Source organism: Syntrophales bacterium (assembly GCA_035363115.1).
Taxonomy (GTDB): domain Bacteria; phylum Desulfobacterota; class Syntrophia; order Syntrophales; family PHBD01; genus PHBD01.
The window spans coordinates 127,403-150,966 of record DAOSEM010000009.1 but is presented as its reverse complement, the minus strand read 5'-3'; the positions used below and the strand labels follow the sequence as shown (position 1 = coordinate 150,966).

Genomic DNA, 23,564 nt, shown 5'->3' with positions numbered 1-23,564 from the left:
GGTCCTCATCGGGCGACTTCGGCCCGTGGATGAGGTAGTGCAGGAACGACCCGGCAACCACGCCGCCCGCCGCCAAGAGGGACAGCGGCTTCAGGAAGTCCTTCCACACGATGATCGAGGCCGGGACCGTCGGCTTCTTCGGCAGCTTCTCGTACACCTCCACCTTCTCCGGCAGTACATAGAGCACGTGGGTCCCGTCGACGAACTTGTCGCCGTAGACGGAGGCCTTTTCTCCCAATTCCTCCGCCCGCTTGTAGGCCGCCTTGGTCATGGCCTTCTTCTCGCCGAACGTGAGCGCACCCGTCGGGCAGGCCTTCACGCAGGCCGGGTTGAGGTCCGCCTGGATCCGGGAGAGGCACAGATCGCACTTGTAAATGCGGTCCGTCGCCCGGTTCCACCGCGGGATGTCGAAGGGGCAGGCGGCGATGCACTCCTTGCAGCCGATGCACTTCTCCTGGCTCAGGCCCACCGTGCCGTACTCCGTGTGGTAAAGGGCGCCGCTGGGGCAGACCTTCACGCAGGCCGCATCGGTGCAGTGCATGCACCCGTCCTTCCGGAACAGCCACTTGAGGCCGTCCTTGTCGGCCACTTCCTGGAACCGGATGAGGGTCCAGGTGTTCCACTGCAGGTCCGGGGGATTCTGGTAGGTGCCGTTGTTCTTCGTCTGCCTTGCCGGCATCTGGTTCCACTGCTTGCAGGCCAGCTGGCAGCCCCGGCACCCCGTACACTTCGAAACGTCAATCAGTTTGATGTATTCGGCCATGATGTCACCCCCCTCACTTCTTCACCACGTTGACCATGAAAGCCTTGCTTTCAGGTATCGTGGTATTCGCGTCGCCGATGGTCGGAGTCAGGTGGTTTGCGGCGTCGCCCCGCGTGAAGACCTCCGGTTTCTTGTCGCCAGGATTGTATTTCCGCTCAGCCGTGGTGATCCAGCCGAAATGCCAGGGAATGCCCACTTCGTGGATCGTGTTGCCGCCGATGTTGAACGGTTTGAACCGGGCGGTGACAATCGCCACGCACTCCACCTTGCCGCGCGGAGAACTGACGATTACCTTCTCGCCGTTGGCAATGCCCTTCTCCTTTGCCAGTTCTTGGCTCATCTCACACCACATTTCCGGCTGCATTTCTGCCAGCCAGGGGCACCAGCGCGTCTGGAGACCAGTCTGCCAGTGCTCGCTGATCCGGTACGTGGAACAGACAAAGGGATACTTCGGATCACAACTGGCGATATTGGAATAAATATCGAGATCGGAGCCGACACCGGACTTGTCGAATCGCCGGATGGCGGGATTGTGCTTCTGCGGCGACATCAGGTTCTTTTCCACGGGGCACTCGAGAGGCTCGTAATGCTCCGGGAAGGGACCGTCGGCGAGGCCGGGGCCGTAGAGACTGGCCACGCCGTCGGGTTTCATGATGAAGGGCGGCCGCCCTGAGCCGGGGTTGCCGACACCGTCGGGCACGTCGCCCACCCACTTCTCGCCGTTCCATGTGATGATGCTCTTGTTGTTGCTCCAAGGTTTGCCGCTGAGATCCACGGAGGCGCCGTTGTAGATGATCCGGCGATTCACCGGCCAGGACCAGGACCATTCGGGGTAAAGGCCGATGCCGGTGGGGTCCTTCTGGCCGCGACGGGCCGACAGGTTTGTCCCCGGGTAGGAGCCGCAATAGATCCAGCAGCCCGATGATGTGGACCCGTCGTCCTGCAGCCAGGCGAAGGTCGGGACGGGATCGCCCTTCTTGAACTCCTTGAATTCGCCCTTCTTGGTCGGGTTTTCGACCTTCTTGTCCTCCAGGAAGAAGCCGTTGATCTCCCGGGCTGCGGCATGGGGATCGAAATGGAAGTGCGCACCGGACATTTTCCCGTAAGGCCAGGACATTTTTACGATAGCATCCTTTAAAGGACCGCCTTCCTTTTCATAAAGGGCTTTGATCCTGACAAAGAGATCGGAGCAGATGTCCCCGTCGGGGAGACCCACGCCGGGAGGGTTGACCGCCTTGTAGCGCCACTGCATCCAGCGTCCGCTGTTGGTGATGCTCCCCTCCTTTTCGACGGAGGAGGCACAGGGCAGCATGAAGACCTCCGTCTTGATCTTCGTCGGATCCATGCCGGGGCCGCGCCAGAAGGAGCCCGTTTCGTTGTCGTAGAGGTTGACGTTCACCATCCAGTCCAGCTTGCCCAGGGCCTGCCGGACCTTGTTGGAGTGCGCCCCGCTGCAGGCAGGATTCATGCCCCAGGCAAACAGACCGGTGAATTTACTTTTGTACATATGATCGAACAGTACGAGCCATGAGTGGTTGGCCCCGTCGTCGATTTTCGGAAGCAGTTCGTATGCCTCATCCAGTGTGGCGTTCTTCCCATACATGGACCGGAGGAAACTGGCGACATACTTGGGCTTGTTCTTCCACCAGTTGAGGCTGTCGGGCTCCTTTGTCGACGGTGTTTCCTTCTCGTTGTATGCCTTCAGTGTGCCGAGCGACGCCTTGGGGGTGTTCAGGTAGCCCGGCCAGATGTGGAAGAGGAGGCCATAGTCCGTGGAGCCCTGTACGTTGGATTCGCCGCGCATGGCCGCGATGCCGCCGCCGGGAATCCCCATGTTGCCGAGAAGAAGCTGGATGATGCTCATGGTCCGGATGTTCTGGACGCCGACGGTGTGCTGGGTCCAGCCCATGGCGTACATCTCGACGCCTGCCTTGTCGGGCTTGCCCGTCGAGGCGTACAGCTTGTAGACTTCCAGGAGTTTCTCCTGCGGCGTCCCCGTGATCTTGCTGACCAGCTCCGGCGTATAACGAGAGTAATGCCTTTTGAGGAGTTGGAAGACGCAGTTCGGATCTCTGAGGCCCATGTCCTTCTTGATCCGTCCACTGCCTTCGGTCTGGTAGGCCCAGGTATCCTTGTTGTACTTCCCGCTGCCATCGAAGCCCGAGAACACGCCTTTGTTGTCTCCCGGGAGCTTGAGGGCCGGGTTCACCAGGAAGGGAGCATTGGTGTAATGTTTGACGTACTCCTCGAAGTAAAGGTTGTTGTCGAGGATGTACTTGATCATCCCGCCGAGGAAAGCGATGTCCGTCCCGGAGCGGAGCGGGGCGTAAATGTGGGCCTTCGCCGCCGATTGGGTGAACCGCGGGTCCACGCAGATCACCTTCGCGCCCTTGTCCACGGCAGCCATGACCCATTTGAAAGAAACCGGATGATTGGATGCAGGATTGCCGCCCATGATCAGGATCACGTCGCTGTTCGCGATGTCGATCCAGTGATTCGTCATGGCGCCGCGTCCGAAGGATTCCGCCAGGGCGGGAACCGTGGAGCTGTGGCAGAGGCGAGCCTGATGCTCGATGTACACCAGACCCAGGCCCCTCAGGAATTTTTGAAAAACAAAGCACTCTTCGTTGTCGAGAGCGGCGCTGCCGACGGAGGCGATCCCCTCCGTTCGATTGACCGTCTCACCCTTATCGTTCTTGAACTTGAAGCTTTTATCGCGGCTTTCCTTGATATTGCGGGCGATTTTCTCAAGAGCCCATTCCCAGTCCACCTCTTTCCACTCCGTCGTGAAAGGTGCCCGGTAGAGCGGTTTACCGAGGCGGTTTTCGTTGACGGCCATCTGGTAGATGGAACCGCCCTTGGTGCACAGGGACCCGCGGTTGATCGGGCTGTCGGGATCACCCTCCGTGTTAACCACCACGCCTTTGCGGACGGAGACGATGATGCTGCAGCCGACGGAACAGTACGGGCAGATCGTCGTGTACTCCTTGGCATACTGGATCTTCAGCGGTTGGGCATACGCCGATACGGGCCTGAGTCCGATGCCGATACCGCTGGCGGCCAGGGCCGTACCGGAGAGCTTCAGGAACCCTCTTCTGCTTACATCCATAACCATACACTCCTTTCTCTGTTGGATTTCCCGTCATCGCTTTCTCCTTTCCGAGCACGGGAGGCGCAGCCGTTTCCAACTGCACCCATTGTCCGCCGCCCATGGAAGATCTCTTTAGGACCGGCGGCTCGGAGCGCACAATGCTGGTTCACTGCCGATGTTTTGAAGGACGCAGCGGCCATGCCTTCGATCGGCTGGAACCGATCGGGACTTGCCTTCCCCGGGGCCGGACGAGTGTGTCGTCAACACACACACGACAGGCCGTCAGACGCACACAGGTGCAATGACGGCATGACAGTTGCCCTTCAAACGAGAATAAGATTGAGGAATGCTGTTTGGATTCTGATGACCAAACACGGCATCATTCCTGGTCCCCGCCGCTCTCACCGCGGCAGGACAGGTCCGGGCCTATTCGGTCTGAGGTGGGATCGTGGCGGGTGGTGCCTGCAAAGAGAATCCTCCAGATTCTCTAAAGGCGCCTCATATTCTCTGGTTATAAAGCAAAATGGACATTTCCTTTTTCCTTCTAAAGACAATGGCCCTTTTCAACTGCAGGACCTGACTCGGTGTTATGCTGCTAAACATAGCATAGCCAGCGGTCAACCCTATAGATTATCGGGTTGATCTTGTCAACAACACTGCTTCTCGATCGCCGACCAGCCGGCGATGTCTTCTATGCGGACATCCCGCCTTTGACATCATAGACATCTTTTCCCTCCTGTTCCATATAGGTCATTCGTTCCCGGGAGGAGGACGCCCGGATGATGTAACGAGCCACTTTCCCACAGCAGTATCGCCACTCGGAGAAGTACGGTTTTCGCAGAAGAATTAACCGGGTACATAACACCTGTTTCCAGGAATTGATGCAGGAAAAGTAAGGCGTTATGTCCTCGGAATGGATTCGCCCATGCAGAAACTTGTCCTGCATGGGCTGTGGGTCTGAATCTTTCTATTCGATGGTAATCAAATCCAGCGGGTATTTCGTAAAGACCTCCGCTTTTCCGGGTTTCACGCAAACGACATATTCCAGTGCGAATACGCCGCAATTGGTCTTGAAATCGTAGATGTGCGCACAGGGAACGATCATGACGTTTTCTTCAAGGATGTAGTCGTCGTCGTGGCAAAAAGTCGGGGGCAGATGGCCTGTTCCGATCCCGTGCCCGAGGGGAACGGATCCGAAATCTGGATACCCGCCTTCTGCGAGACGGCTGATATACCATTTCTCGATTTCCTTGGTGCTCGCACCGGGCACAAACATCCCGTTCAATTCCTCGATGACCGGCCTGATAAAATCGACCATCTTCATGTAATCCTTTGACTGTTTCCCAAACGCCAGCGTCCGGAAGCTGTCCGTACGGTATTCGTCCCAGACGGGATGCAGGTCGTAATAGATCCGGTCTCCGTTTACGAGAATCCTGTCGGTCGGCAGGTGATCGCCGTAGCCCATCTGGGATGTAAAGAGGCACTGGTTCGGCGTGTAGTAATAGGAGGCGCCCAGCCGCCGCATTTCAAGCTCGGCATGGCCGATCAGCTCCGCCTCGGTAACTCCGACCCGAACGTTTTCAAGGATTTTCCGGGTGCCCGCATCGGCGATGCCGCAGGCGCGGCGAATCAGCGCCAGTTCCTCCTCGTCCTTTTTCATCATGACGTCGTTGATCATCTTTTCGCCGTCCACGATGGTTGCATCGGGCAGGTTTTTGGCGAGGTGGTCGTACATCAGGTAGGCAATGGACGGCATTTCCACGGCGATCACCTTATTGTGGCATTCGCGCTCACGAAGGATCGTGACAACCGTGTCCAGAAAGCTGATGGGCTCGATGCCGGCATACGCAGGCATCCAGAAGCGAATGTCCTTGATGTAGCCCTCCGTCATGAGCCTTCCCATCTCCGCAAGCGAGACCAGGAGCGTGGGCTCTTCCTTTGCCCACACGAACAGGCAGTTCCCGAGGTTGAAGTCGTTGTGGAACGTTCCGGCGACATAGGAGTACTTTTGCTGATGCGTCAGGATCAACACATCGATTCCCTCTTTCTGCATCGCCTGCCGGACTTTTTCTGCATTCTTCCTGAAGAAAGAATAGTTCATCTTACAGCGTCCTCCATTTCATTGATTTTTCCTCCAAGGAGTCCTCCATTTAAGCTATTACACGAACTGACGAACACGGAATTCTTCTCTACTTCACATGATTTGATGGAGGGAATTTTTCCTTCAGCCAATCAAAGAAGTCTTCCTGCCAGAGCATCATGGCACCCTGCTGGCAGTGCTGGTCTCCACCGGTTTCCTCAGAATAGACAAACGTGGACACACTCCTCGCATTGATGAGGCTTTGTTGAAAGTCCTTGATTTGATTTTCAGGAATGAAGTGGTCGTTTTTCCCACCAAAGATTAGAACATCACACCGGATGCTCTTCGCCGCATCCTTCAAGGAATAAGCGGCCAGGCGGCGGTACAATTCTGCCGGCTCACCATCGCCCATCGTCCAACGAAGATTGGCAAAACCCCACCGAAGGCTCGGGTCGAGCCAAGATCTCACGTTGATAAGGAATCCCACCGTACCATCCATTTTGTTATCCAATAGATAGCGCATCGCAGTCCTGGCAAACGGAGGAATGCGATGGAGGAAGACTTCCTGAAAATCGAAAAACACATCATAGGCAACAACTCCGTCGACCCTCTTTTCAAAGGCAGCTGCCCGGGGCGCCAGATAACCTCCGAAACTGCTTCCGAAAAGCACGATTTTTGTTGGCCTTTGATGAGTGCGCAGGAATTCGTCCAATACGGCAGCCACGGGTTTTTCCCATTGAGCAGTGAACTTGAGATTTTGATTGCGCAATGCGGATCCCTGTCCCGGGCCGTCAAACGTCAAAACAGAGTAACCGTGCTGCGTTGCCGCCGAGGCGATTGTGAAATAGACCTCCTCTTGCATGCCGTCAAAACCGGGCATCGCAACGATGAGGGGTTTCCGTTCCGATCCCGACGGCCCCGGATAATATACCGCCTGCAGCGATTTGCCCTCATAGGGAACGTGGATCCTCTCGTAATTGACCTTCAGGCTGTCGAGACCTTTATAGAAGGCTTCGACACACTTGGAATAGCTTTCAGGTCGTTTAGGATCGCTTGCCATCAAAAAGAACTCGGCCGAACGACGGTAATTATGCGCGCGGAAATAGGCCCAGCCGCGGCTGATCGGATCCTTTAGACTTTCCGCCCGTTTCTCGATGCGGATGGCCGTCCTTTCCCAGGCACGAAACCATTCCTGCTCGTTGCCGGAGGGGATACCCTTTATTGTGGCATAGATTTCGGCAACGTCAGTTCCCCTGCTGGAACAGCGAGAAAGAGCCCGTAGCGTTTCGTAATAATAGGCCTGATCTTTGAAATAGCGAGGTTGTCCGACGTCCTTTTTCATAAAGAACAACGCGAGTAACGCCACGGCAAGTGCACAAAATAAAAGAAGGAATAACCACTTCTTTTTCATCGTTTCAATCTGCTCCATCCCGATCTTGTTGTTAAATAATACAATTTAATCGTTAAGTTACAGAACTGACTCACCCTCGAATCATGTACCACATCTCGGGCTGAATTTCTGCTTTTATTGGACCTTCCAGGATACCAGAGATCTTCTGTTTGTTTCTGACTGCAATGGGGCATTATATGGAAGTTTGCAATTTTGTTGGCAAATGGAAGCTATCTTTTTCGTGTGTGTGGATCTGCAAACTCGCCGGCATCGACGCACAGCAGTTGCTCAGAAGGTCTCGAACGGGTCGGTTTGGTAGCGCCTTTGGACGAAAATATCTTTTCCATCAATCACGGAAGTACTCCTCGCGGGTGATCTGCTTCCCGGCCGATATGGCATCATGGTACAGATTGGAGCTATGGCTCACCTCCTCCTCGGCTTGCCCGTAAAATCGGCGAAAGACCTTTCCCGTCTGCTTCTCATAGCGGAACTTGACATCCTCGAAGGGGTAGTCGAGGTAAACATCTCCTTGACGAAACGCATCCAGCAGCACCATAAAACAGCCCTCCCTTAAGAATGTTTATAAAACATGACTTACGAAAGGTCGCCCGCTGTTTTCCCTGACAATCTGAATTACCTTGACAGATTCAATATTTACATCCATACATCAGTGACGATCATGGTTGTGGCTTGTTCTTGCGGGTAGTATTCTCGTCGAATTCGGTCAGCAACCGGACAACGTTTTGTCGGCATCCGAATTCCTTGGCAGGCGCAAGACGAAAAAAACTGCCGGATTCGTAATATTTCCATGCATAATTTCCTGTTCTTCTTAACTTTCATCACGATCCCCTCACCGTGACTGGCAGATGATGATTACCCGACAGGTTGAGAACATGCGGCTAACTATAAGGTTTCTCTGGATTTCATGAGTAAGTCAACTGTTATAAAATAAGATCCTAATTGTGAATGAAATATTTATACGGTATGAGGCGCTAAAGCTATCAGTTGAGGAACATCGTCAGGATGAATGGTTTGTTATAAATCATGAATAAACAAAATCTTGTTGTCGTTGACGGTGACTTGCTTGATCAAAACGTTGATGCCATCGTCAATCCCTGGAACCGCAATCTCATTCCCTGGTGGCTTCTAATCCCAAAAGGTGTTTCGGGAGCAATCAAAAGCAGAGCAGGGTTTGCTCCCTTCAGGGAACTTCGCCGTCATGGCGTGTTGCCTTTAGGAGGCGCCGCAGTCACTTCTGCGGGCAGACTTCCGTTTAAGGCCATTATTCATGTGGCCGGGATCAACCATCACTGGTGTTCCTCCGAAGCATCCGTGCGCAAGTCTGCAAAATCAGCCATGGATGCGGCGATTGAGCATGGGTATCAATCTCTGGCAATGCCTCTCATCGGTGCTGGTACGGGTGGGGGTTCTGAAGAAGAGGTTCAGAGGATCATTGAGGAGGAGTGCAAGCGATCAGCCTTCGATGGACAAGTCGTGATTGTGAGATTCAAGGCAAAAGAATGGCCTTACGGGAACTGCTATTGCGATCTCTGGAACAAGAGCCCAGAGACTCTCGAAAAGCAGGGTGTCCCGAAAGGATTCTGCGGGTTGTGCGACAATTGCGGCGAGCCGGGACATCTTCTGCATTTCCCCGGCGCGGTTCCATTCACGGGTGCCTGGTGCAAGAAGCATTACTATCGAGCCATGATTTTACACCCGATGGGAGGAATCGGTTCATTCATCTGGGGCTCGGGTGCTCTTCTGATCGTCTGGTACCTGTTCTTCAAAGGCTGATCCTGAAACGCGGGAAGTTTCTTTGCCCAGAGATGTAAGCCTTTCAAATCCGGTGTGGGTTGCCGAAACCGTCAAATATGGAAAAGAGAGCAGGTCAAAGCCAGGTAAAAGGCTGGTTAACGCTGAACCTTCACGAATCTGCGGAATTTACGAAATTTCCTCATCCGGCTCGTTATGGGCATGCCCGATAAGGCGCGTCAGCCAACTTGAAATGAGCTATACCGCCCCTTTCCTGAAGACATAAATCGACCATCCAAGCGTTTCCCGCCCCCACTTCAGATACGCTGTCTTGCTATCGCGCACTCGTTTCAGCACGGTCTCCACATCCGGATCGTCCCGATGATCACACGCCCAGGTTTCCGCAGAATACCACTGCAACCCTTCATATCGATCCCAGTCATCCTGGCTGCTTACGAGCGTGTAGACCAGCTCCAGTCCGAGCTCTCGCCCGGCGTCTGCATTCTGATCATGGGTTCCGAGGTCGTTCCGTGCCATTTCGATCGCTTCCAAATACTCCTGTTCCGGCTCCTGCCGCCAGTACGGCTCTCCCACGACGATCCAGCTTTCCGGGGCCGCCATCTTCTGCAGCGCGTTCAGCGTCCCTCGATGCCCGCCAAAAATCCAGCTCGCACCGATGCAGGCTGCCAGATCAAAGCTCTGTGAGACCTCCGGGACATACTCGGCCCCGTCCATCTCCAGGAAATGGAGTTGGGCATCCGGAACACGTTCCTGATGCTTCTTCCGGACATCGGCAATGAAGAAGGGAGAGAGATCAATTCCTGTCCCTGTCATTTGCCGGTTCCGCTCTGCAAGCCGGATGAGAAACTCGCCCTTTCCCGTGGCGATATCGAGCACGCGTGCCCCGGGTTTCAGAGTCAGAAGTGTGATCAACTGTTCCAGTTTTTCAAGACTCATCGGGTTTAAGAGAATGTGCTCTAGATGAATGATGTTAAAGAACTTCAACATGTCCATGCGTATATCTCCTTTATCAATTCCATCCGAATCATTCATATCAGCCGGTTCGCATTTATTTTTGCGGACGCGTCGGGATCAATACATCTTACGGCTTCCTCCATTTAATTCATTTATCCTCTTTGGTTCGATCATTCATAAGATACTGCTGTTGAGAGGGCGGAGTATAGAAGTGATGTATTTTTCTGTCAAGGCGTATACTTGATTAAAAACAGGAGTATTTGATGTGTCCGGGCAGCGTATGTCGATCGGCGACAGTCCTTCTTGAGCAACCGCCTCTCCAAGAACCTTGTCTGCCGGATGACGGAACACACCCAGCGACCTTAGCGCCGGGAAGAATGTCAGCGAAAATATCTCATGATAACAACGTGAATACAGCAAGATGAGGCATCGATCATGCCGAAAATGTCACGATGTATGACACAAGAATTGTCATGCCTTGCATCTTTAGGGGCGGTGTTTTTGAGCAGGCCTTACCGGGCGGCATCGTGTCCGCCGGTATGTCAGCATTCAATAGGAAGCGTGTTAATTATCACTGCTATAAAGCCATTTCGTAATCGGCGTAATGAGTCCACTTTGTAATCGGCGCAATGGAGTCGAAACGAAGACTTCTCGAAGGTGGTGCCGGCCATCTCGATGGCAGGCTCACAAAGTGGCAAGCAAACCATAAACACCTGAAAATACAATATAAAAACCGAGCAGATAAACAATGTTTAAAAAAAAGAGTTGACATCTCTGGTTGCCCATTTTATCAGATCCCATCCCGGGGGAGGGGATCTGGTTATGGGTACGCATGAACATACGGATGAGGTCGTCAAGAGGCTGTCCAAAATTGAAGGTCATATCAGGGGCATAAAAAAAATGATTGAAGATGGTCAATCCTGCGACCAGGTTCTGTTACAGTTATCAGCTGTCAGGGCCGCACTGAACAAAGCAACAAAAATACTACTTGAAGACCATTTTGATCAATGTGTGCTGAATAAAAACAAGGATAAGGATCTTGAAAAAGAATTGATGGAATTTCGAAAAACCATCGAGGGATTTTTGAATTTGAAATAGGGTAAATACTGCAAGAATGCAAATCAATGAAACGGAATTGACGGATAAATAAAAGATCAGGGGAAAATCGATGCATCGGGAAAATATCGATATGTGGCAACATCAGCATGTATTCAATGTTGAAAAGAAAACGGTCGAAAAGCAGACGCTCATTGTTGTCATCATCACGTTGATCACAATGATAGCCGAAATATTCTTTGGTTGGCTGACCAATTCGATGGCTCTGTTTGCAGACGGATGGCACATGGGAACACATGCCTTTGCTCTAGGATTGTCATTGCTTGCTTATGTCCTGGCAAGGAAATACGCTCAAGATGACCGATTTACATTTGGAGCTTGGAAAATTGAAATTCTTGGAGCGTATACCAGCTCAATATTACTCGGGATTGTTGGTCTTTTCATGATCTACACATCGATTGAGAGAATAATAAATCCGCTCGAAATTCAGTACAACCAAGCTTTACTCGTGGCGATAATAGGACTGGCAGTCAATATCGTCTGTGCGGTTATTCTCAATGCGGAAGGACACTCACATGATCATCATCAGGATGAACATAAACATTCAAAGCATCATCACGATCATAAGGACTTGAACAGGCAATCGGCATATCTGCATATTCTCGCGGATGCATTAACATCCGTTTTGGCAATTGTTGCCCTGTTTGGGGCGAAATACTTTCAGTTGAATTGGCTCGACCCATTTATGGGGATTGTGGGTGCCGGCTTGATCCTACGTTGGACCGCGCTGCTGCTGAAAGACAGCGCTAAAATTCTGCTTGAGCGTGAGATGGATTCACCGATAAAAAATGAAATTATAGAAGAAATAGAGTCTGACGGTGATACGAAAATCAGTGATTTACATATTTGGCAGGTTGCACAGAATAAATATGCCTGCATTATATCGCTTGTGATGGGTCGTACATATACAATCGATGATTACAAAATGCGTTTGAAGAACATTCATGAGATAGCACACGTTACGATTGAAATACATCAATGTAGAGGACATATTATCTGATACGGCTCATTTCCCGATAAATCACGATTGAACACTTCAGCTAAAACATCATTTATTCAACGGTCCTCTCGGATTTCAAGACGTTCTTGTTCAATGTCGAATCAATGGTGTGGCTCTTCACATACAGACGATGTAGCCCGCACCGCGGGAATCGTGCATTCAGAAACGGCGGGGTCAGCTCCGGGCACTGCCCAGCCGCAACATCTGAATACTGCTTGAAATATACCCCTCTTCCGTGCGGAGGCCGTCACTCATAATCCGAGATTTCATGAGCAAGATGATGATACTTCTCGTGTACGCCTTCGCCCGTCTCGATCTCCTCGATTTTGGCAAACGCCTTTTCCAGTTCTTCTGTGTCGGATTCCGTGAGCAGCCGTTCGGCCATCGGAAACAACACATTGTTTTCTTTGTCAATATGGTTCTCAAGAAGGACCGCATAAGCGGCAAGGTTCTCTGCAATACCCAGTGTTGCCTCCCTGTCGTTCCGCCTTGCGGCGGGAAGCAGTCCGTCGATATTGGAAAGCATTCGCCTTCCTTCGGCATGCTCCGCCAGCATGACGGCGATGGGACCTTTGTCGTGAGCCATGCCCCGTTTTTCGAGCGTGGGGAAAAGGTTCTTCTCTTCCTTTGCGTGGTGGCATTTATCGGCAAAGTTCCTAAAGAAATCAAGCATCATCTCGATTAGGACCGTCCGGATGACGGCTTTCTCCTGCATGCCCCGCGCCTCTGTCGCAGCTTTTTTTAAGACGTGCAGGATCACTTTATGCTCATGAACAAGCTCTTCCGTCGGTTTCATGATGGTCTCCTTTCACTCCCGAACCGGAAACCCCATCTCTTTCGAGAAACGGGTATTTGTCGAATAAAATCGGGGGTACAGATCATAATCCATACCCCCTTCCTATACGTCATTGAATGAACAATATCGATTCGTATCGCTATTTCTTGAACAGTTTCTCGTAGGCGCTCACACCCGCCGCGTACCCCGCCTCGTTTTTGCCCCAATCCTTGTGGCAGCCGCTGCAGGAGTTGGGAACGACGTTCCTGGGATCCTTCCGGAAGGCCTCAAGGCTCTCCTGGGGCTTGATGATCTTGAAGTCATGGGAATGGATATCCCCCGCCTCGGCGGAAGATGCCGTCTTCACCATGTGACAGGAGGAGCAGCGGCTGGTTCCGGTCGTCTCGGGCGCGTAGGAATGCTTCGTGTGCTTCCGTACCGCCTCGGTGGTTCCATACCTGCGTTTGTGGCAACTGAGGCACAGGTCGTTGTTGCTGTCCGTCTTGGCAAGCTGGAAACGATTCGGACCACCGTGGGGATCGTGGCAGTTCGTGCAGGTGACTTTGCCGTAATGCTTGCTTCTCAGCAGATCATGCCACTGCTGGTGATGGCTCTTGGCGTGGGCCGTCATGCCTCCCCATTCGCCGGGGCGGAACTGGTAATACTGATCCAGGGGCTCTCCGACCATGTATGGCTTGTTGTCCTTGTCGTTCCAGGGGTAGCCGTAGTTTCCCGAGGGCTTGCTCACACCGCGGGAATGACACTGTCCGCAGGATTCGATGTTACGGTCGTAGGCAAGTTTTTTGGGATTGATGATGCCCGATTTCGGGTTGCCCATATGCGCCGAACCGGGACCGTGGCATTTCTCGCAGCCCGTGTTCAACTCTGTGTACTTGACCTCGACGCCTTTGTTACCCTTTGACAGGACAAGGCCGGTGTTGTGGCATCCCGCACAATCCAGTTCAAAAGAGTTCCTGGTCGTGGGTTCCTTAAGGCTCCCGTCGGCGCTGTACCACCACTGCGGGTTATAGGATACCCAGCGCGAGGACGCCTGGTTCCATTGAATGGGCAGGATGTAATGGAAGCTTCCAATTCGGACCTGGTAACGCTGTTTCCACCCCCATCCGCCATATGTGCGGACGACCTTGTAGGTCTGCTCACGGGACGGGCTCTTCGTGTCGACCAACGTGGCGTAGTAATCTTTTTCCTTCTTGAACAACTTGACGGTGTACTCGGGAATGTTCCCCCCTTTGAGCTTCAGGGTTCCTTTCCAATCCACGACAACCGTGTCGTTCGCGGAGGACAGCTCCTGTTGGGACTTGTTGTGAAGAGAGTCTTTCCATTTTCCGTAGGCATCGGAATGGCACATGGCGCATTTTTCAGATCCTACATACTCGGCTGCTTGGGAATGGTAAGGTATGATGAACAGGGCTAGGACAAAGAGGCCGACAATCCACATCAATCGTCCCATGGTGCTGCATTCCCTCCTTTCTGAATCCTTGGTGGTTTGCGGGTGGGGACTGGTTGACTTGTCAGACAGATGGCTTCTTGTGTAATTTCAGACTATCACACGACCTTTTACGAGGACAAGCCATATTCGGGATGGCCTCTAAAAGGATCTGCCCAGGCAGTCTTTATCTGGCAGGATGGGGTTTGCAGCGCACCCGCGGTGCACGCGGATCGTCTTCCGCTGTGCTGCTGCTGCTGATTTGAGTCCATTACAAATCAGGAATATTCTGGCCTTTCTCACTTTTTTGATAACGGGAAACAATCCTCACAGCACGCTCATCGGTTGACCCCCGCCATCTCTCCGGGGGAGTACCGGTCTCCCAGGACCTTGTCGGCCAGTTTATTCAACACATCCCGGTCTTCATTGCTTAGCCGGCAGTCAAGCGCGCCCAGATTGGTCTCCAGGTTGGCGAGCCTGGTGGTGCCGGGAATTGCGACAACGTGATCCCCCTGGCCGAGTACCCAGGCCAGGGCAACCTGCGCCGCGGCGCATCCCGTTTTCGCAGCCACTTCCTTGATGGCCTCCACCAGCTTGATGTTGGCTTCGATATTGCCCGGCTGGAATCGGGGCTGCATCTGGGTCCGGTAATCCGTCTCGCCGGCAGGCCGCTCCCCGTTCACAGTATAGCGGCCCGTCAGCATGCCCCGGCCCAGGGGCGAGTAAGCGACCAGGCTGATGTTCAACTCCTTGCACGTGGGGAGGATGTCCCGCTCGACATCCCGGCTGAAAATCGAATACTCGGTCTGAAGGGCGGCAACGGGATAAACGGCGTTCGCCCGCTTGATCGTCTCGGCCGAGGCCTCCGACAATCCGACCGCCCCGATTTTGCCTTCTTTTACCAGCCTTGCCATCTCTCCCACCGTCTCCTCGATCGGCGTCGATGGATCCACGCGGTGGAGATAATACAGGTCGATCCTGTCCGCACCCAGCCGTTGAAGGCTCTTTTCGCAGGATCTGCGGACATTGGCCGGAGAGCCGTCCACCCCCAGAAAGGCGCCCGTGGCCGGATCCCGTTGGGGCCCGAACTTGGTGGCCAGCACGATTTGCCCCCAGCGCCCGGCAAAGGCCTTGCCCAGCAACTGCTCGTTGCGCCCCTGGCCGTAGATCTCCGCGGTATCAAAGTGGGTCACTCCCAGGTCTACCGCACGGTGGAGCAGACGAATGGCCTCCGACTCCTGCGCGGGCGGCCCGTAAAACTCAGAGAGACCCATGCAGCCCAATCCGATGGCCGATACGGAAATCCCTGATTTCCCGAGATTGCGTGTAATCATAGATCCTCCTTGTTTCATTCGTCTTTTCCAGAAAGAAGGGAAGGAACAGGTCCAACGTTCGACTTCAGGTAAGTCGTCAGATTGATTTTCTTGTTCGAGAGATTCAATTTTCTTCTTATGTTTTCACGATGTCGATTGATCGTCGCCGTGGAGACGCCGCGCAAGTTGGCGATTTCCTTGGTCCGCATTCCGTTCCGGATCATGTTGCAGATATTGACTTCCGCAGGGGTCAGTACACTGAAATGTTTCAAGGACCGGTTGATGAAGGGGGCTGTAATTTCTTCCAGATTGGTCTTCAATAACTCTAAGTATTTTATTTTGCTGCTCGATACTGCAGGTGCCAAGGCGTGGAGGATCGGCATGATCACCCTGTCGATGTTTAAATGTATGTTTTCATAAATATGTTTCTTTTCATTTTCGATGTTCGAAAGAACAAGTCGCAAGGCTGTATTGGCTTCCTGCAACGCCTTTCTTTCAAGAAGGAGCTGCCGATTGTTTTCTTGAAGTTCCTGCTCCGCAAGAATTCGGACGGCAATTTCACCGATCTTTTGGGCAACACCCTCCAATAAAACCCTTTCCTCTTTGAGAAACGGTCCTTCATCCTCCATGGGCCGCTCCTGCATATAGATGATGGTTACATCACCTGCAATTTCATTGTTCACACGAATTTCAGCCGACTGTCTCCACTGTGTCCATGCAAACTCCTTGCTTTGAAATGTTTTCCCTTTAAACGTAATTCTCGCACAGGCAACTTCCGCATAGCGCCAGGATGAGGGCAGAAAATCGACGAGACACTTCAGAAATTCCTCTATGGAGCCATGACAGCTTTCGGATAGACGTGCCATGCCATAAAGACAATTCAGTTCCTTGATGCGTTCCTGCAGGGCAATTTCAATGTTTTCATTCTGTTTCATGATGGCCATCCGCTTTGGAAGGAGCTCGCCTGATTCTGTTTATTGCCTATATGACGTAGGCAATGCAAGTGCATTTTATGAGCATTTACTCCACTGTTGTTGTCCGATAATGAAGTGTTGAAAAATACTCTGCAAATCATTCGCCTCCATCGTCCTTCGGGCGGTTTTCTTGATTTGATGGAGGCCGCCCTGTGCATGAATGATCTGAAGGACGAATCGGGGAGAAATCGTCCCACAGTCCTGTAAACGTATCAGCATGAGGGGATCAACGGGAGGCACGTTTCATCGGCTTCACCGAAGATCCCCTCCATGCACTCGAATGGGTATCGGAGGAATGGTTCGCAAGATCATCGATCCGGCATACCGTTTCAACGATGCCTCGAAGGGGCGGGTGTGCGGTCGGGAGTGAGATTGCCAATGAGAATAGACGTGCAGCCAAAGAAAATGGATTCATTGCTTCCCACGGACATTCTCTTCCAGACCACGTACTGGGGAAAGGTTAAGTCCAATCTCGGCTGGGAGCCGCTTGCCTTTGATTTCCTCTCGGAGGAAGGGCAATACGGCGACGTTCTCGTCCTGAAGAGACCCCTGGGCAAGGGGGTTGCCGCCGCCTATATCCCTCAAGGACCCGAGACGGGTCCTGATCCTGACAAGTATGGAATATTTCTCGAAGCGTTGTCCCAGTCACTGATCCGTCACATGGATTCGGACATCGCATTCATACGGTACGACCTTCCCTGGGAATCTCCGTATGCCGCCGAAGCGATGCAGGGAGAACCCTGGCCGGGATGCATATCGCCCAGATTGCAGGAATTGCGAATGAATATCGGCACCAAAACCTGGAACCTCCGGAAAGCGGCGATTGATTTCACGGTTGCCGATGCTCTGATTGTCGACATTGCGCGTACGGAAGAGGAAATCCTGTCAGCCATGAAACCCAAATGTCGATACAATATCCGGCTTTCACGAAGAAAAGGAGTCCATGTATCGGTAGCCTCGCCCAATCAGCTGCCATCGTTCTACGACCTCTATCTGCAGACAGCCAGGCGCAACGGCTTCCAGGCGTGCAGTGATCGCTGTTTTGCCGAGCTTTTCTCCACGCGCATGACTCATCCCGAATCTCCCGAGATTCTGTTTCTCCTCGCCGCTGACGGGAGCGATATCGTCGCCGGCGCAATCATTGCCGTCTCCGGTCAACGGGCGATCTTTCTCTTTGGGGCATCCTCCGATGAAAAGCGCAACCTGATGGGATCGTATGCTGTGCACTGGGAAGCCATCAAGCTGGCGCGTGAAAAGGGGTGCCTGACGTATGACATGGGATCCGTTTCACCGCTTCCTGATCCCGACCACCCCTTTTATGGCATGCACCGATTCAAAACAGGTTTCGGGGGTACGATCGTCCATCGAAGTGGTTCATGGGATTACCTGCTTGACAGTCAGAATTATGAAAATATTCGCAATTTCGAATTGTTGAGCAGTGCGTTGATTCCTTCTTGATTTCCGATCATGGATTGAATCACTCATCAAGAAAAAGGGAAACCTGTCGTTCAAGGCCCGGCTGGACCCATCCTACCGGGTCTTTTTGAAATGAAAGGAAATTAATAAAAAGTGAAGGGACTTGCTTCATATATATACAATTGCGTTCATGATCATGCTTATCAAGAACAATCTGGAAAGAACCATAGAACGAGAAATAAATGCGGGAAGATTATGAACAGTGACTACCAATGGGTTTGTCTTATAGAGGCTGCGGATCGGATTTCTCAATTCGATCACAGCAAGCCCCGGAAGTTAAACGAGGTACTTGAAGAAATGAACAAAAACCTGGCCGGACTGCTGGAGGTATTTCCAAAGGATGTTGATCCTTTAGTGAATATGGAAGGATATGCCGTCCGCCAGTTCATAAAAACCATATTAAATGTGCTGGACTCATATAAAAAATAGATAAAATTGCACATCCCTGGGTATTTCACATACTAAATTCTTGGAGACTGACATCATGAAGATGCCTAAAAAGATTTATATTACTGAGAAAGATATAGACCGCCTCAATAGCATCTTAATGAATATAAAAGACTCACCTGTCGTGAGGAAGCTTCAGGACGAGCTGGACCGCGCAACGATCTTGAATCCCGAAGAGATACCTCCGGATGTTGTAACCATGAACTCGCGGGTTCAATTCAAGACGCTGGAAACGGATTCTACGTCTGAAATCACGATTGTCTATCCGTCCGATGCGGACAGCAGCCAGGCGAGAGTCTCGATCCTCGCGCCTGTGGGTGCGGCATTGATTGGCCTGAGAGTGGGAGATGAAATCGAATGGGTTCTCCCCACGGGATTGGTTCGAACTTTTCAAATATTATCCGTGGGAGATTGAAAGGGTTTTTGCGTCTATCTTCTTGCCTTGCCTGAAACAGATTCTATGGAAATTTTGAAAACTCTTGTTTTATCTTTTTCCCTCTCGATATATTTCAATCCATCAGCGATATAATTGCTTGAATATTTTTGTATCATGCCTTCAAGAGCCGATTGTTTTTCTTCCCCGAATGATTCGGATGCCAGTCCTTGAACAATACAACTCTCATACCGGGTGGCGAATTTCTCGGGGAGAATCTCGGCCTTTCCCACCACACAAAAGGAGACTCTGGGGTTTGCTATGATATTGTTGATTTTTCTGCCTTCAAGGGCACAGTGAAAGTAGATGCACCGGTCCATCAAACAGTAATGAATCGGTACACCGTATGGCACATGATCGACGGACGCTGTACTCAGGAAACCGTATTCGCCTTTTTCCAGAATTCCGAAAGCTTCCGTATTGGTTATTGCCCTGTCTTTTCTGCGCATATCGTCCCCTTTAATCGGCACAAGAACAAGGAAATCCTCGATCATGATGAAGCCATAGATAAATACACAACCAATGGGCGAATATCAAATATCATGTGAAATGTTCAATATCTTGAAGATTATGGATTGAGTATGACAGGAAGGAATCCTCTCTTGTCGTCCTTACACGAGGTCTCAACCGAACTTTGTCCTGCGGCAACGGATCTATTGAATGCCCTTCCCGACGAAAGCGGGGGAAAAGGGGATCCGTTCCCATCTCCCCCGTAGAAGTTACCCACCTTGGGATGCAAAAACTGAGGAAACAAGTAATGGCCTCAGCCGGTGACTGTTTACTTTGGCCCGGCATCAAAATTACCAAACACCTTGTTTTTTCGCAAAATCACATAAATCGCCGACTGTGGTATTTGACATATTTATTTGAGACAATTCTATGTCTTCATCAGGGATTATATTTTCTGAAACCGTCTTGCCATTTAGTAGATAAACTAACTTTAGAGTTGCAACGAAATTATTTTTGCAATCCAGCATGACGGTTGAGATAGACTCATTATGCAAGGGATCCATGGATGAGCCTTTTTCACCTATCGGCTCGTCATAAATGTAGCGGAATTTTGCGACCATAAATTTTCCGGACACTTTATTTCTTTTATCAAAAATAGAACGATAACTTGCATTAAATGTTCCTTCCTTGATACCAAACTGATTCGAAAAATAGGTCTTGCCGGATACGTCTTCTTGACCTGGAAGGCTGCGACTCATTTCTGAATCCACCCATTCGTTATCATTCTGGGCGGTTCCATCTATTGAGCAAGTGATTGCAATGAAAAAAGCAAATAGAAACAAGTTGAATCTATTTGGTTTGGATATGAAGTGACGGGACATATCTTGTTTTTCTTTTTTATCCATCACACGAGCCTTCTCGACTACAGAGGGGGAAAAAGGGGCATCCCCCTTTTCCCCAAAGGCTGGTTGAATTTTCTGTTCATCCGTAATGTCTCTACAACTTGATCTCACGCTGGAGGGGTCGCTTACGCCAACCCGATCATCTTCAGGGCTTCCGTAGCCTCGAGCCAGACACCATGGGAACAGGTATAGCCCGGCACACCGTAGAATGTCGTATAACGATTGGAAACAAATTCAATTGCTTCCCGTGTCTTGGATTGATCAAACTCGTAGATGGTGACCGTCTTGATCCCCTCCCCGACTTCGTGGGTGATATAGGGCCCTTTGAGTGTCATGTATGGGGGAAGGGGGGGGAACGCCAGGAAGCGCTTGCCGATTTCCTTCGATTGTTCCGGTGGGAACATCATGATGCCGACGATAACCATTTGGGTACCTCCTTTCTGCTTTGCCTGAACGGGATATGCGTTCAAGCGGACGATTTGTGGCAGCCTGTGGTTCCGTCTCGTCACTCCGACTTTAAACAACTTCGCCAGCGTTATCCCTGTGGTTCAGATTCTTTGTGTGAGCGGCTTTTTCTGGAAAATTTTTCCTGTGAAATTTGTCCGATGGCTGGATGGTATGGTTGCCGAAAGAAGCACGTCAGAACGAATAGCCCGATGGTATGGAGCCAATCGATACGGCGGCAGATGTGAAACGCGGGAAGCTGATAACGGAATGAAGTGGAACCCGAAGGATTGTCGCCCTTCTTATGTCGTCCTGCTGTTCATGCAGTGGTGCTAAAATGAAAACCAAATTTGTTCCATAATGTAAAGCATTCTTTTTATTAGCATATTATGAGGTTTGGGTTCTGGATGGGCATCCATGCGAGTGTTCATCAATGGGGGAATTCGAGAATAGAATGGCGGCGGGGGACGCGCAAGACGTCCCCCGTTTGGGGAATATTGCTGCGACAGACCGCTTAGCGGATCCAGTACGGTTTGGTCATGAAGTACTTGTGGTATGTAGGCAAAAAAAGCTTGCGCCATTCGCGAATCGCGAATAGGGTATGGCCATGAATCTCAAACCACAAGATATTTTTATTATGTTGAAGCTGATCGCCTTGGGCCAAAACCAGTGGTCATACTCATCTCTGGCCAACGATCTTTTTATGAGCACCTCGGAAGTTCATGCCGGAATCAAACGTTCGGTAACTGCCTGTTTAATGGGCTTGGATAGCGGACGACCTCTAAAAAAATCATTGGAAGAATTTCTGATACATGGTGTGAAATACGCTTTCCCGCCCGATCGTGGTGGCTTGACCCGGGGAGTCCCCACGGGATATTCGGCACCACCCTTCAGGGATTTGATTATTCAGCCGGATGAACCACCCCCGGTTTGGCCGGATCCGGACGGAGAGACCCGAGGTTATGAGTTCTCACCGCTCTATAAATCTGTTCCGAAAGCTGCTTTAAAAGATCCCATTCTTTATGAATTGCTGGTCATCGTTGACGTCATTCGTGACGGGAGGGCTAGGGAACGTGAAATTGCCCTCAAGGAACTCAAGGTACGCCTGGGAACGTCATGACGCGAAACAGGGATGTCAACGGGCGCTTGATTATCCAAGACACGCAATCCCGACCTTTATCCATGCCTCAGAAGGCGAAGAGGGTCCCGCACTGCCGGCACTTCCTGGCGCCCCGGAATGAATCCGTGCCGCAGGATTTGCAGCGGAAGCGCTCTTCCTCCTCCTTCACCCAGGCCTCGGTTCCCAGCTCCCGCCAGCGTGGGACGGCGCGCAGCATGTTTCCCTTTGCTTCCGGGTAGGGGAAGCCCTGGATCTTCTCGCAGGGGAAGCTCTCGCACTGGTGGCATCCCTCGAAACTCTTCTCCTCGGCACACGACTTGATGGCGCAGACCTGGCAGAAAAAGAAGGGCTCCTCGGATCGGCAGCCGGCGCACTGGATCTTGGCGGGGGAGTCGACGCCGTAGAGCTTCGCCAGTTTCTCCTTCAGCGCTTCGTCGTTGTCGACGCCCGCCTTGTGGATGCCGCACACGCCGCAGTAGAGTCCGCACGGGGAAATCAGTTCCTTGCTGTACATGAGTGTCCTCCTGTCAGGCGATCTGGAATATCGGTTTGATGTCTTCGTGGTCGAGCAGATCCCGGAGCCAGCGGATCATGTCGGGAGACTTGAGGAAGGGCTGGCTGCGGAAGAGGGAGAGGAACTCCCCGTAGGATGCCTCGATCTGCCGGACCGCGCCGGTGACGGTCTCCGCGATGGTGCCGTGGGAATCTCTTTGAATAAGCAGGTCTTGGGTGTCGATCAGGCCGCTCCGGACGAGGGGGTTGAGAAAATAGGCGCAGCGGCAGGGGTTCTTCTCGTCCAGGAGGCCGCACCGGTCCCGGAAGAACGTGTAGATCCTGATACGCGACCGGGAGAGGATCTTGCGGAAGTTAGCCCGGGAGACGTCGCAGATCTCGCTGCCCACGGTGTCCGGCACGTCGAAGACGACCCCGAGGAGGAAGATCATCCGCTCCCGCCGGCTGAGGGAGAATAGCAGGCACTGCACGCAGGCCATCTTGACCTCCTCCCGGTAGATCTCCGCGCCGGGCTGGGCAGTGAGCCGCCGGTCCGACAGCCCCTCGATGAAGCGGTCGTATCCCTCCCCCCGCAGGGCGTCCTCCATGGCGGCCTCATTCCGGCTGCGCTTCACGTTGATGATGTGGTTGACGACGAGGCGGTACAGCCAGGTTCGGAACGCGGCTTTGGCCGGATCGAAGGTGCCCAGTTTCGTGATGACCTTGATCAGGACCTCCTGCGTGACGTCCTCCGCCGCCGCGGGGTCGTACACCATCCGGAGGGCGATGTTGTAGATCCAGGACTGGTGCCGCAGGATGAGCGCCTCCAGGGAGCGCCGGTCGCCCTGGAGGGAGCGGATGATCAGCTCCGTCTCCGTGGGATCGCCGCCGGCTGCCTCTCTGAAGGGATTGTAGAATGCGTTCATCGCCCGTTCCCGTTCGCCTCCCGGAAGGGGAATTTCTCTCCTGCCTCTTATACGAAAATTCAGGGCGGGTGTGACAGACAAAACGCAGCCGGGAGAAATGGCGTTGTCCGGATTCGGCATGCCGGGCCCGGGACTGCAGAAAAACGGGGCGCAACGCCCGCCTGGAAACGCCGCGGTGGAATTCTCAGAGGTTTTCGG

The 23,564-nt window shown here is 52.3% G+C and carries 22 protein-coding genes and 1 riboswitch; of the genes, 7 read left to right on the top strand and 15 right to left on the bottom strand.

Annotation, left to right across the window (positions count from 1 at the left end):
• The 5 genes from PLO63_15460 to PLO63_15440 all read right to left on the bottom strand — a co-directional run.
• Window positions 1–763: 4Fe-4S dicluster domain-containing protein (locus tag PLO63_15460; GenBank protein HOI75542.1), on the bottom strand; the 763-nt coding region annotated here is incomplete at its 3' end.
• A 13-nt stretch (window positions 764–776) separates the two neighbouring features.
• A complete protein-coding gene (fdnG, locus tag PLO63_15455) occupies window positions 777–3,872 on the bottom strand; it encodes a formate dehydrogenase-N subunit alpha (GenBank protein ID HOI75541.1) in 3,096 nt (1,031 codons plus the stop codon).
• Between the two features lie 27 nt (window positions 3,873–3,899).
• Window positions 3,900–4,018: riboswitch (molybdenum cofactor riboswitch) on the bottom strand.
• A gap of 803 nt (window positions 4,019–4,821) precedes the next feature.
• Complete coding sequence (locus PLO63_15450; GenBank protein HOI75540.1) at window positions 4,822–5,955, bottom strand: Xaa-Pro peptidase family protein; 1,134 nt, start codon at window positions 5,953–5,955, stop codon at window positions 4,822–4,824.
• Window positions 5,956–6,043: 88 nt separating this feature from the next.
• Window positions 6,044–7,363 carry an alpha/beta fold hydrolase gene (locus PLO63_15445; GenBank protein ID HOI75539.1) on the bottom strand — a complete coding sequence of 440 codons (1,320 nt, stop codon included), beginning with the start codon at window positions 7,361–7,363 and terminating at the stop codon, window positions 6,044–6,046.
• Window positions 7,364–7,670: 307 nt separating this feature from the next.
• Entirely contained in the window at window positions 7,671–7,880 is a 210-nt protein-coding gene (locus PLO63_15440; GenBank protein ID HOI75538.1) for a hypothetical protein, read from the bottom strand.
• Between the two features lie 488 nt (window positions 7,881–8,368).
• On the opposite strand from PLO63_15440, the gene PLO63_15435 reads away from it, so the two are divergent.
• A complete protein-coding gene (locus PLO63_15435) occupies window positions 8,369–9,118 on the top strand; it encodes a macro domain-containing protein (protein HOI75537.1) in 750 nt (249 codons plus the stop codon).
• A gap of 216 nt (window positions 9,119–9,334) precedes the next feature.
• Here PLO63_15435 and PLO63_15430 read toward each other — a convergent pair whose 3' ends face one another.
• Window positions 9,335–10,090, bottom strand: coding sequence for a class I SAM-dependent methyltransferase (locus tag PLO63_15430; GenBank protein ID HOI75536.1), 756 nt, complete (start codon window positions 10,088–10,090; stop codon window positions 9,335–9,337).
• A 783-nt stretch (window positions 10,091–10,873) separates the two neighbouring features.
• Here PLO63_15430 and PLO63_15425 point away from each other — a divergent pair.
• Together PLO63_15425 and dmeF are read left to right on the top strand one after the other, a co-directional pair.
• On the top strand, window positions 10,874–11,149 hold the full coding sequence (locus PLO63_15425) for a metal-sensitive transcriptional regulator (GenBank protein ID HOI75535.1): 276 nt from the start codon (window positions 10,874–10,876) through the stop codon (window positions 11,147–11,149).
• 91 nt (window positions 11,150–11,240) lie between these two features.
• Window positions 11,241–12,167, top strand: coding sequence for a CDF family Co(II)/Ni(II) efflux transporter DmeF (dmeF, locus tag PLO63_15420; GenBank protein ID HOI75534.1), 927 nt, complete (start codon window positions 11,241–11,243; stop codon window positions 12,165–12,167).
• 247 nt (window positions 12,168–12,414) lie between these two features.
• Here dmeF and PLO63_15415 read toward each other — a convergent pair whose 3' ends face one another.
• From PLO63_15415 to PLO63_15400, 4 genes are all read right to left on the bottom strand, one after another.
• Window positions 12,415–12,963: a hemerythrin domain-containing protein gene (locus PLO63_15415; protein HOI75533.1), complete on the bottom strand. Its 549-nt coding sequence runs from the start codon at window positions 12,961–12,963 to the stop codon at window positions 12,415–12,417.
• A 139-nt stretch (window positions 12,964–13,102) separates the two neighbouring features.
• Window positions 13,103–14,413, bottom strand: coding sequence for a cytochrome c3 family protein (locus PLO63_15410; GenBank protein HOI75532.1), 1,311 nt, complete (start codon window positions 14,411–14,413; stop codon window positions 13,103–13,105).
• Between the two features lie 314 nt (window positions 14,414–14,727).
• The gene (locus PLO63_15405) at window positions 14,728–15,723 is read right to left on the bottom strand and encodes an aldo/keto reductase (GenBank protein ID HOI75531.1); all 996 of its coding nucleotides are present in this window, start codon (window positions 15,721–15,723) and stop codon (window positions 14,728–14,730) included.
• Window positions 15,724–15,737: 14 nt separating this feature from the next.
• Window positions 15,738–16,637: a helix-turn-helix transcriptional regulator gene (locus PLO63_15400; protein HOI75530.1), complete on the bottom strand. Its 900-nt coding sequence runs from the start codon at window positions 16,635–16,637 to the stop codon at window positions 15,738–15,740.
• Between the two features lie 417 nt (window positions 16,638–17,054).
• Here PLO63_15400 and PLO63_15395 point away from each other — a divergent pair, with 417 nt between their 5' ends.
• From PLO63_15395 to rnk, 3 genes are all read left to right on the top strand, one after another.
• Window positions 17,055–18,134 carry a peptidoglycan bridge formation glycyltransferase FemA/FemB family protein gene (locus PLO63_15395; GenBank protein ID HOI75529.1) on the top strand — a complete coding sequence of 360 codons (1,080 nt, stop codon included), beginning with the start codon at window positions 17,055–17,057 and terminating at the stop codon, window positions 18,132–18,134.
• Between the two features lie 213 nt (window positions 18,135–18,347).
• A complete protein-coding gene (locus PLO63_15390) occupies window positions 18,348–18,581 on the top strand; it encodes a hypothetical protein (protein HOI75528.1) in 234 nt (77 codons plus the stop codon).
• A 55-nt stretch (window positions 18,582–18,636) separates the two neighbouring features.
• Entirely contained in the window at window positions 18,637–19,014 is a 378-nt protein-coding gene (gene rnk / locus PLO63_15385; protein HOI75527.1) for a nucleoside diphosphate kinase regulator, read from the top strand.
• Window positions 19,015–19,028: 14 nt separating this feature from the next.
• Here the strand turns inward: rnk and PLO63_15380 are convergent, their stop codons facing one another.
• The 3 genes from PLO63_15380 to PLO63_15370 all read right to left on the bottom strand — a co-directional run bounded on the left by PLO63_15380 (window position 19,029) and on the right by PLO63_15370 (window position 20,809).
• Window positions 19,029–19,526: a pyridoxamine 5'-phosphate oxidase family protein gene (locus PLO63_15380; GenBank protein HOI75526.1), complete on the bottom strand. Its 498-nt coding sequence runs from the start codon at window positions 19,524–19,526 to the stop codon at window positions 19,029–19,031.
• A gap of 306 nt (window positions 19,527–19,832) precedes the next feature.
• Complete coding sequence (locus PLO63_15375; GenBank protein HOI75525.1) at window positions 19,833–20,387, bottom strand: hypothetical protein; 555 nt, start codon at window positions 20,385–20,387, stop codon at window positions 19,833–19,835.
• A gap of 122 nt (window positions 20,388–20,509) precedes the next feature.
• On the bottom strand, window positions 20,510–20,809 hold the full coding sequence (locus PLO63_15370) for a hypothetical protein (protein ID HOI75524.1): 300 nt from the start codon (window positions 20,807–20,809) through the stop codon (window positions 20,510–20,512).
• 626 nt (window positions 20,810–21,435) lie between these two features.
• On the opposite strand from PLO63_15370, the gene PLO63_15365 reads away from it, so the two are divergent.
• On the top strand, window positions 21,436–21,948 hold the full coding sequence (locus PLO63_15365; protein ID HOI75523.1) for a hypothetical protein: 513 nt from the start codon (window positions 21,436–21,438) through the stop codon (window positions 21,946–21,948).
• 67 nt (window positions 21,949–22,015) lie between these two features.
• On the opposite strand, the gene PLO63_15360 is transcribed toward PLO63_15365, so the two are convergent.
• On the bottom strand, window positions 22,016–22,462 hold the full coding sequence (locus PLO63_15360) for a DUF3795 domain-containing protein (GenBank protein ID HOI75522.1): 447 nt from the start codon (window positions 22,460–22,462) through the stop codon (window positions 22,016–22,018).
• A 13-nt stretch (window positions 22,463–22,475) separates the two neighbouring features.
• Window positions 22,476–23,366 (bottom strand): RNA polymerase sigma factor, encoded by an 891-nt coding sequence (locus PLO63_15355; GenBank protein ID HOI75521.1) that lies wholly within the window; start codon window positions 23,364–23,366, stop codon window positions 22,476–22,478.
• Window positions 23,367–23,564 lie beyond the last annotated feature (198 nt).

Bases quoted from the DNA above. Each gene is read 5' to 3' on its own strand.
- fdnG (HOI75541.1), bottom strand. From the start codon at position 3,872: ATGGATGTAAGCAGAAGAGGGTTCCTGAAGCTCTCCGGTACGGCCCTG.
- PLO63_15450 (HOI75540.1), bottom strand. From the start codon at position 5,955: ATGAACTATTCTTTCTTCAGGAAGAATGCAGAAAAAGTCCGGCAGGCG.
- PLO63_15445 (HOI75539.1), bottom strand. From the start codon at position 7,363: ATGGAGCAGATTGAAACGATGAAAAAGAAGTGGTTATTCCTTCTTTTA.
- PLO63_15440 (HOI75538.1), bottom strand. From the start codon at position 7,880: ATGGTGCTGCTGGATGCGTTTCGTCAAGGAGATGTTTACCTCGACTAC.
- PLO63_15435 (HOI75537.1), top strand. From the start codon at position 8,369: ATGAATAAACAAAATCTTGTTGTCGTTGACGGTGACTTGCTTGATCAA.
- PLO63_15430 (HOI75536.1), bottom strand. From the start codon at position 10,090: ATGGACATGTTGAAGTTCTTTAACATCATTCATCTAGAGCACATTCTC.
- PLO63_15425 (HOI75535.1), top strand. From the start codon at position 10,874: ATGGGTACGCATGAACATACGGATGAGGTCGTCAAGAGGCTGTCCAAA.
- dmeF (HOI75534.1), top strand. From the start codon at position 11,241: ATGTGGCAACATCAGCATGTATTCAATGTTGAAAAGAAAACGGTCGAA.
- PLO63_15415 (HOI75533.1), bottom strand. From the start codon at position 12,963: ATGAAACCGACGGAAGAGCTTGTTCATGAGCATAAAGTGATCCTGCAC.
- PLO63_15410 (HOI75532.1), bottom strand. From the start codon at position 14,413: ATGGGACGATTGATGTGGATTGTCGGCCTCTTTGTCCTAGCCCTGTTC.
- PLO63_15405 (HOI75531.1), bottom strand. From the start codon at position 15,723: ATGATTACACGCAATCTCGGGAAATCAGGGATTTCCGTATCGGCCATC.
- PLO63_15400 (HOI75530.1), bottom strand. From the start codon at position 16,637: ATGAAACAGAATGAAAACATTGAAATTGCCCTGCAGGAACGCATCAAG.
- PLO63_15395 (HOI75529.1), top strand. From the start codon at position 17,055: ATGAGAATAGACGTGCAGCCAAAGAAAATGGATTCATTGCTTCCCACG.
- PLO63_15390 (HOI75528.1), top strand. From the start codon at position 18,348: ATGAACAGTGACTACCAATGGGTTTGTCTTATAGAGGCTGCGGATCGG.
- rnk (HOI75527.1), top strand. From the start codon at position 18,637: ATGAAGATGCCTAAAAAGATTTATATTACTGAGAAAGATATAGACCGC.
- PLO63_15380 (HOI75526.1), bottom strand. From the start codon at position 19,526: ATGATCGAGGATTTCCTTGTTCTTGTGCCGATTAAAGGGGACGATATG.
- PLO63_15375 (HOI75525.1), bottom strand. From the start codon at position 20,387: ATGGATAAAAAAGAAAAACAAGATATGTCCCGTCACTTCATATCCAAA.
- PLO63_15370 (HOI75524.1), bottom strand. From the start codon at position 20,809: ATGGTTATCGTCGGCATCATGATGTTCCCACCGGAACAATCGAAGGAA.
- PLO63_15365 (HOI75523.1), top strand. From the start codon at position 21,436: ATGAATCTCAAACCACAAGATATTTTTATTATGTTGAAGCTGATCGCC.
- PLO63_15360 (HOI75522.1), bottom strand. From the start codon at position 22,462: ATGTACAGCAAGGAACTGATTTCCCCGTGCGGACTCTACTGCGGCGTG.
- PLO63_15355 (HOI75521.1), bottom strand. From the start codon at position 23,366: ATGAACGCATTCTACAATCCCTTCAGAGAGGCAGCCGGCGGCGATCCC.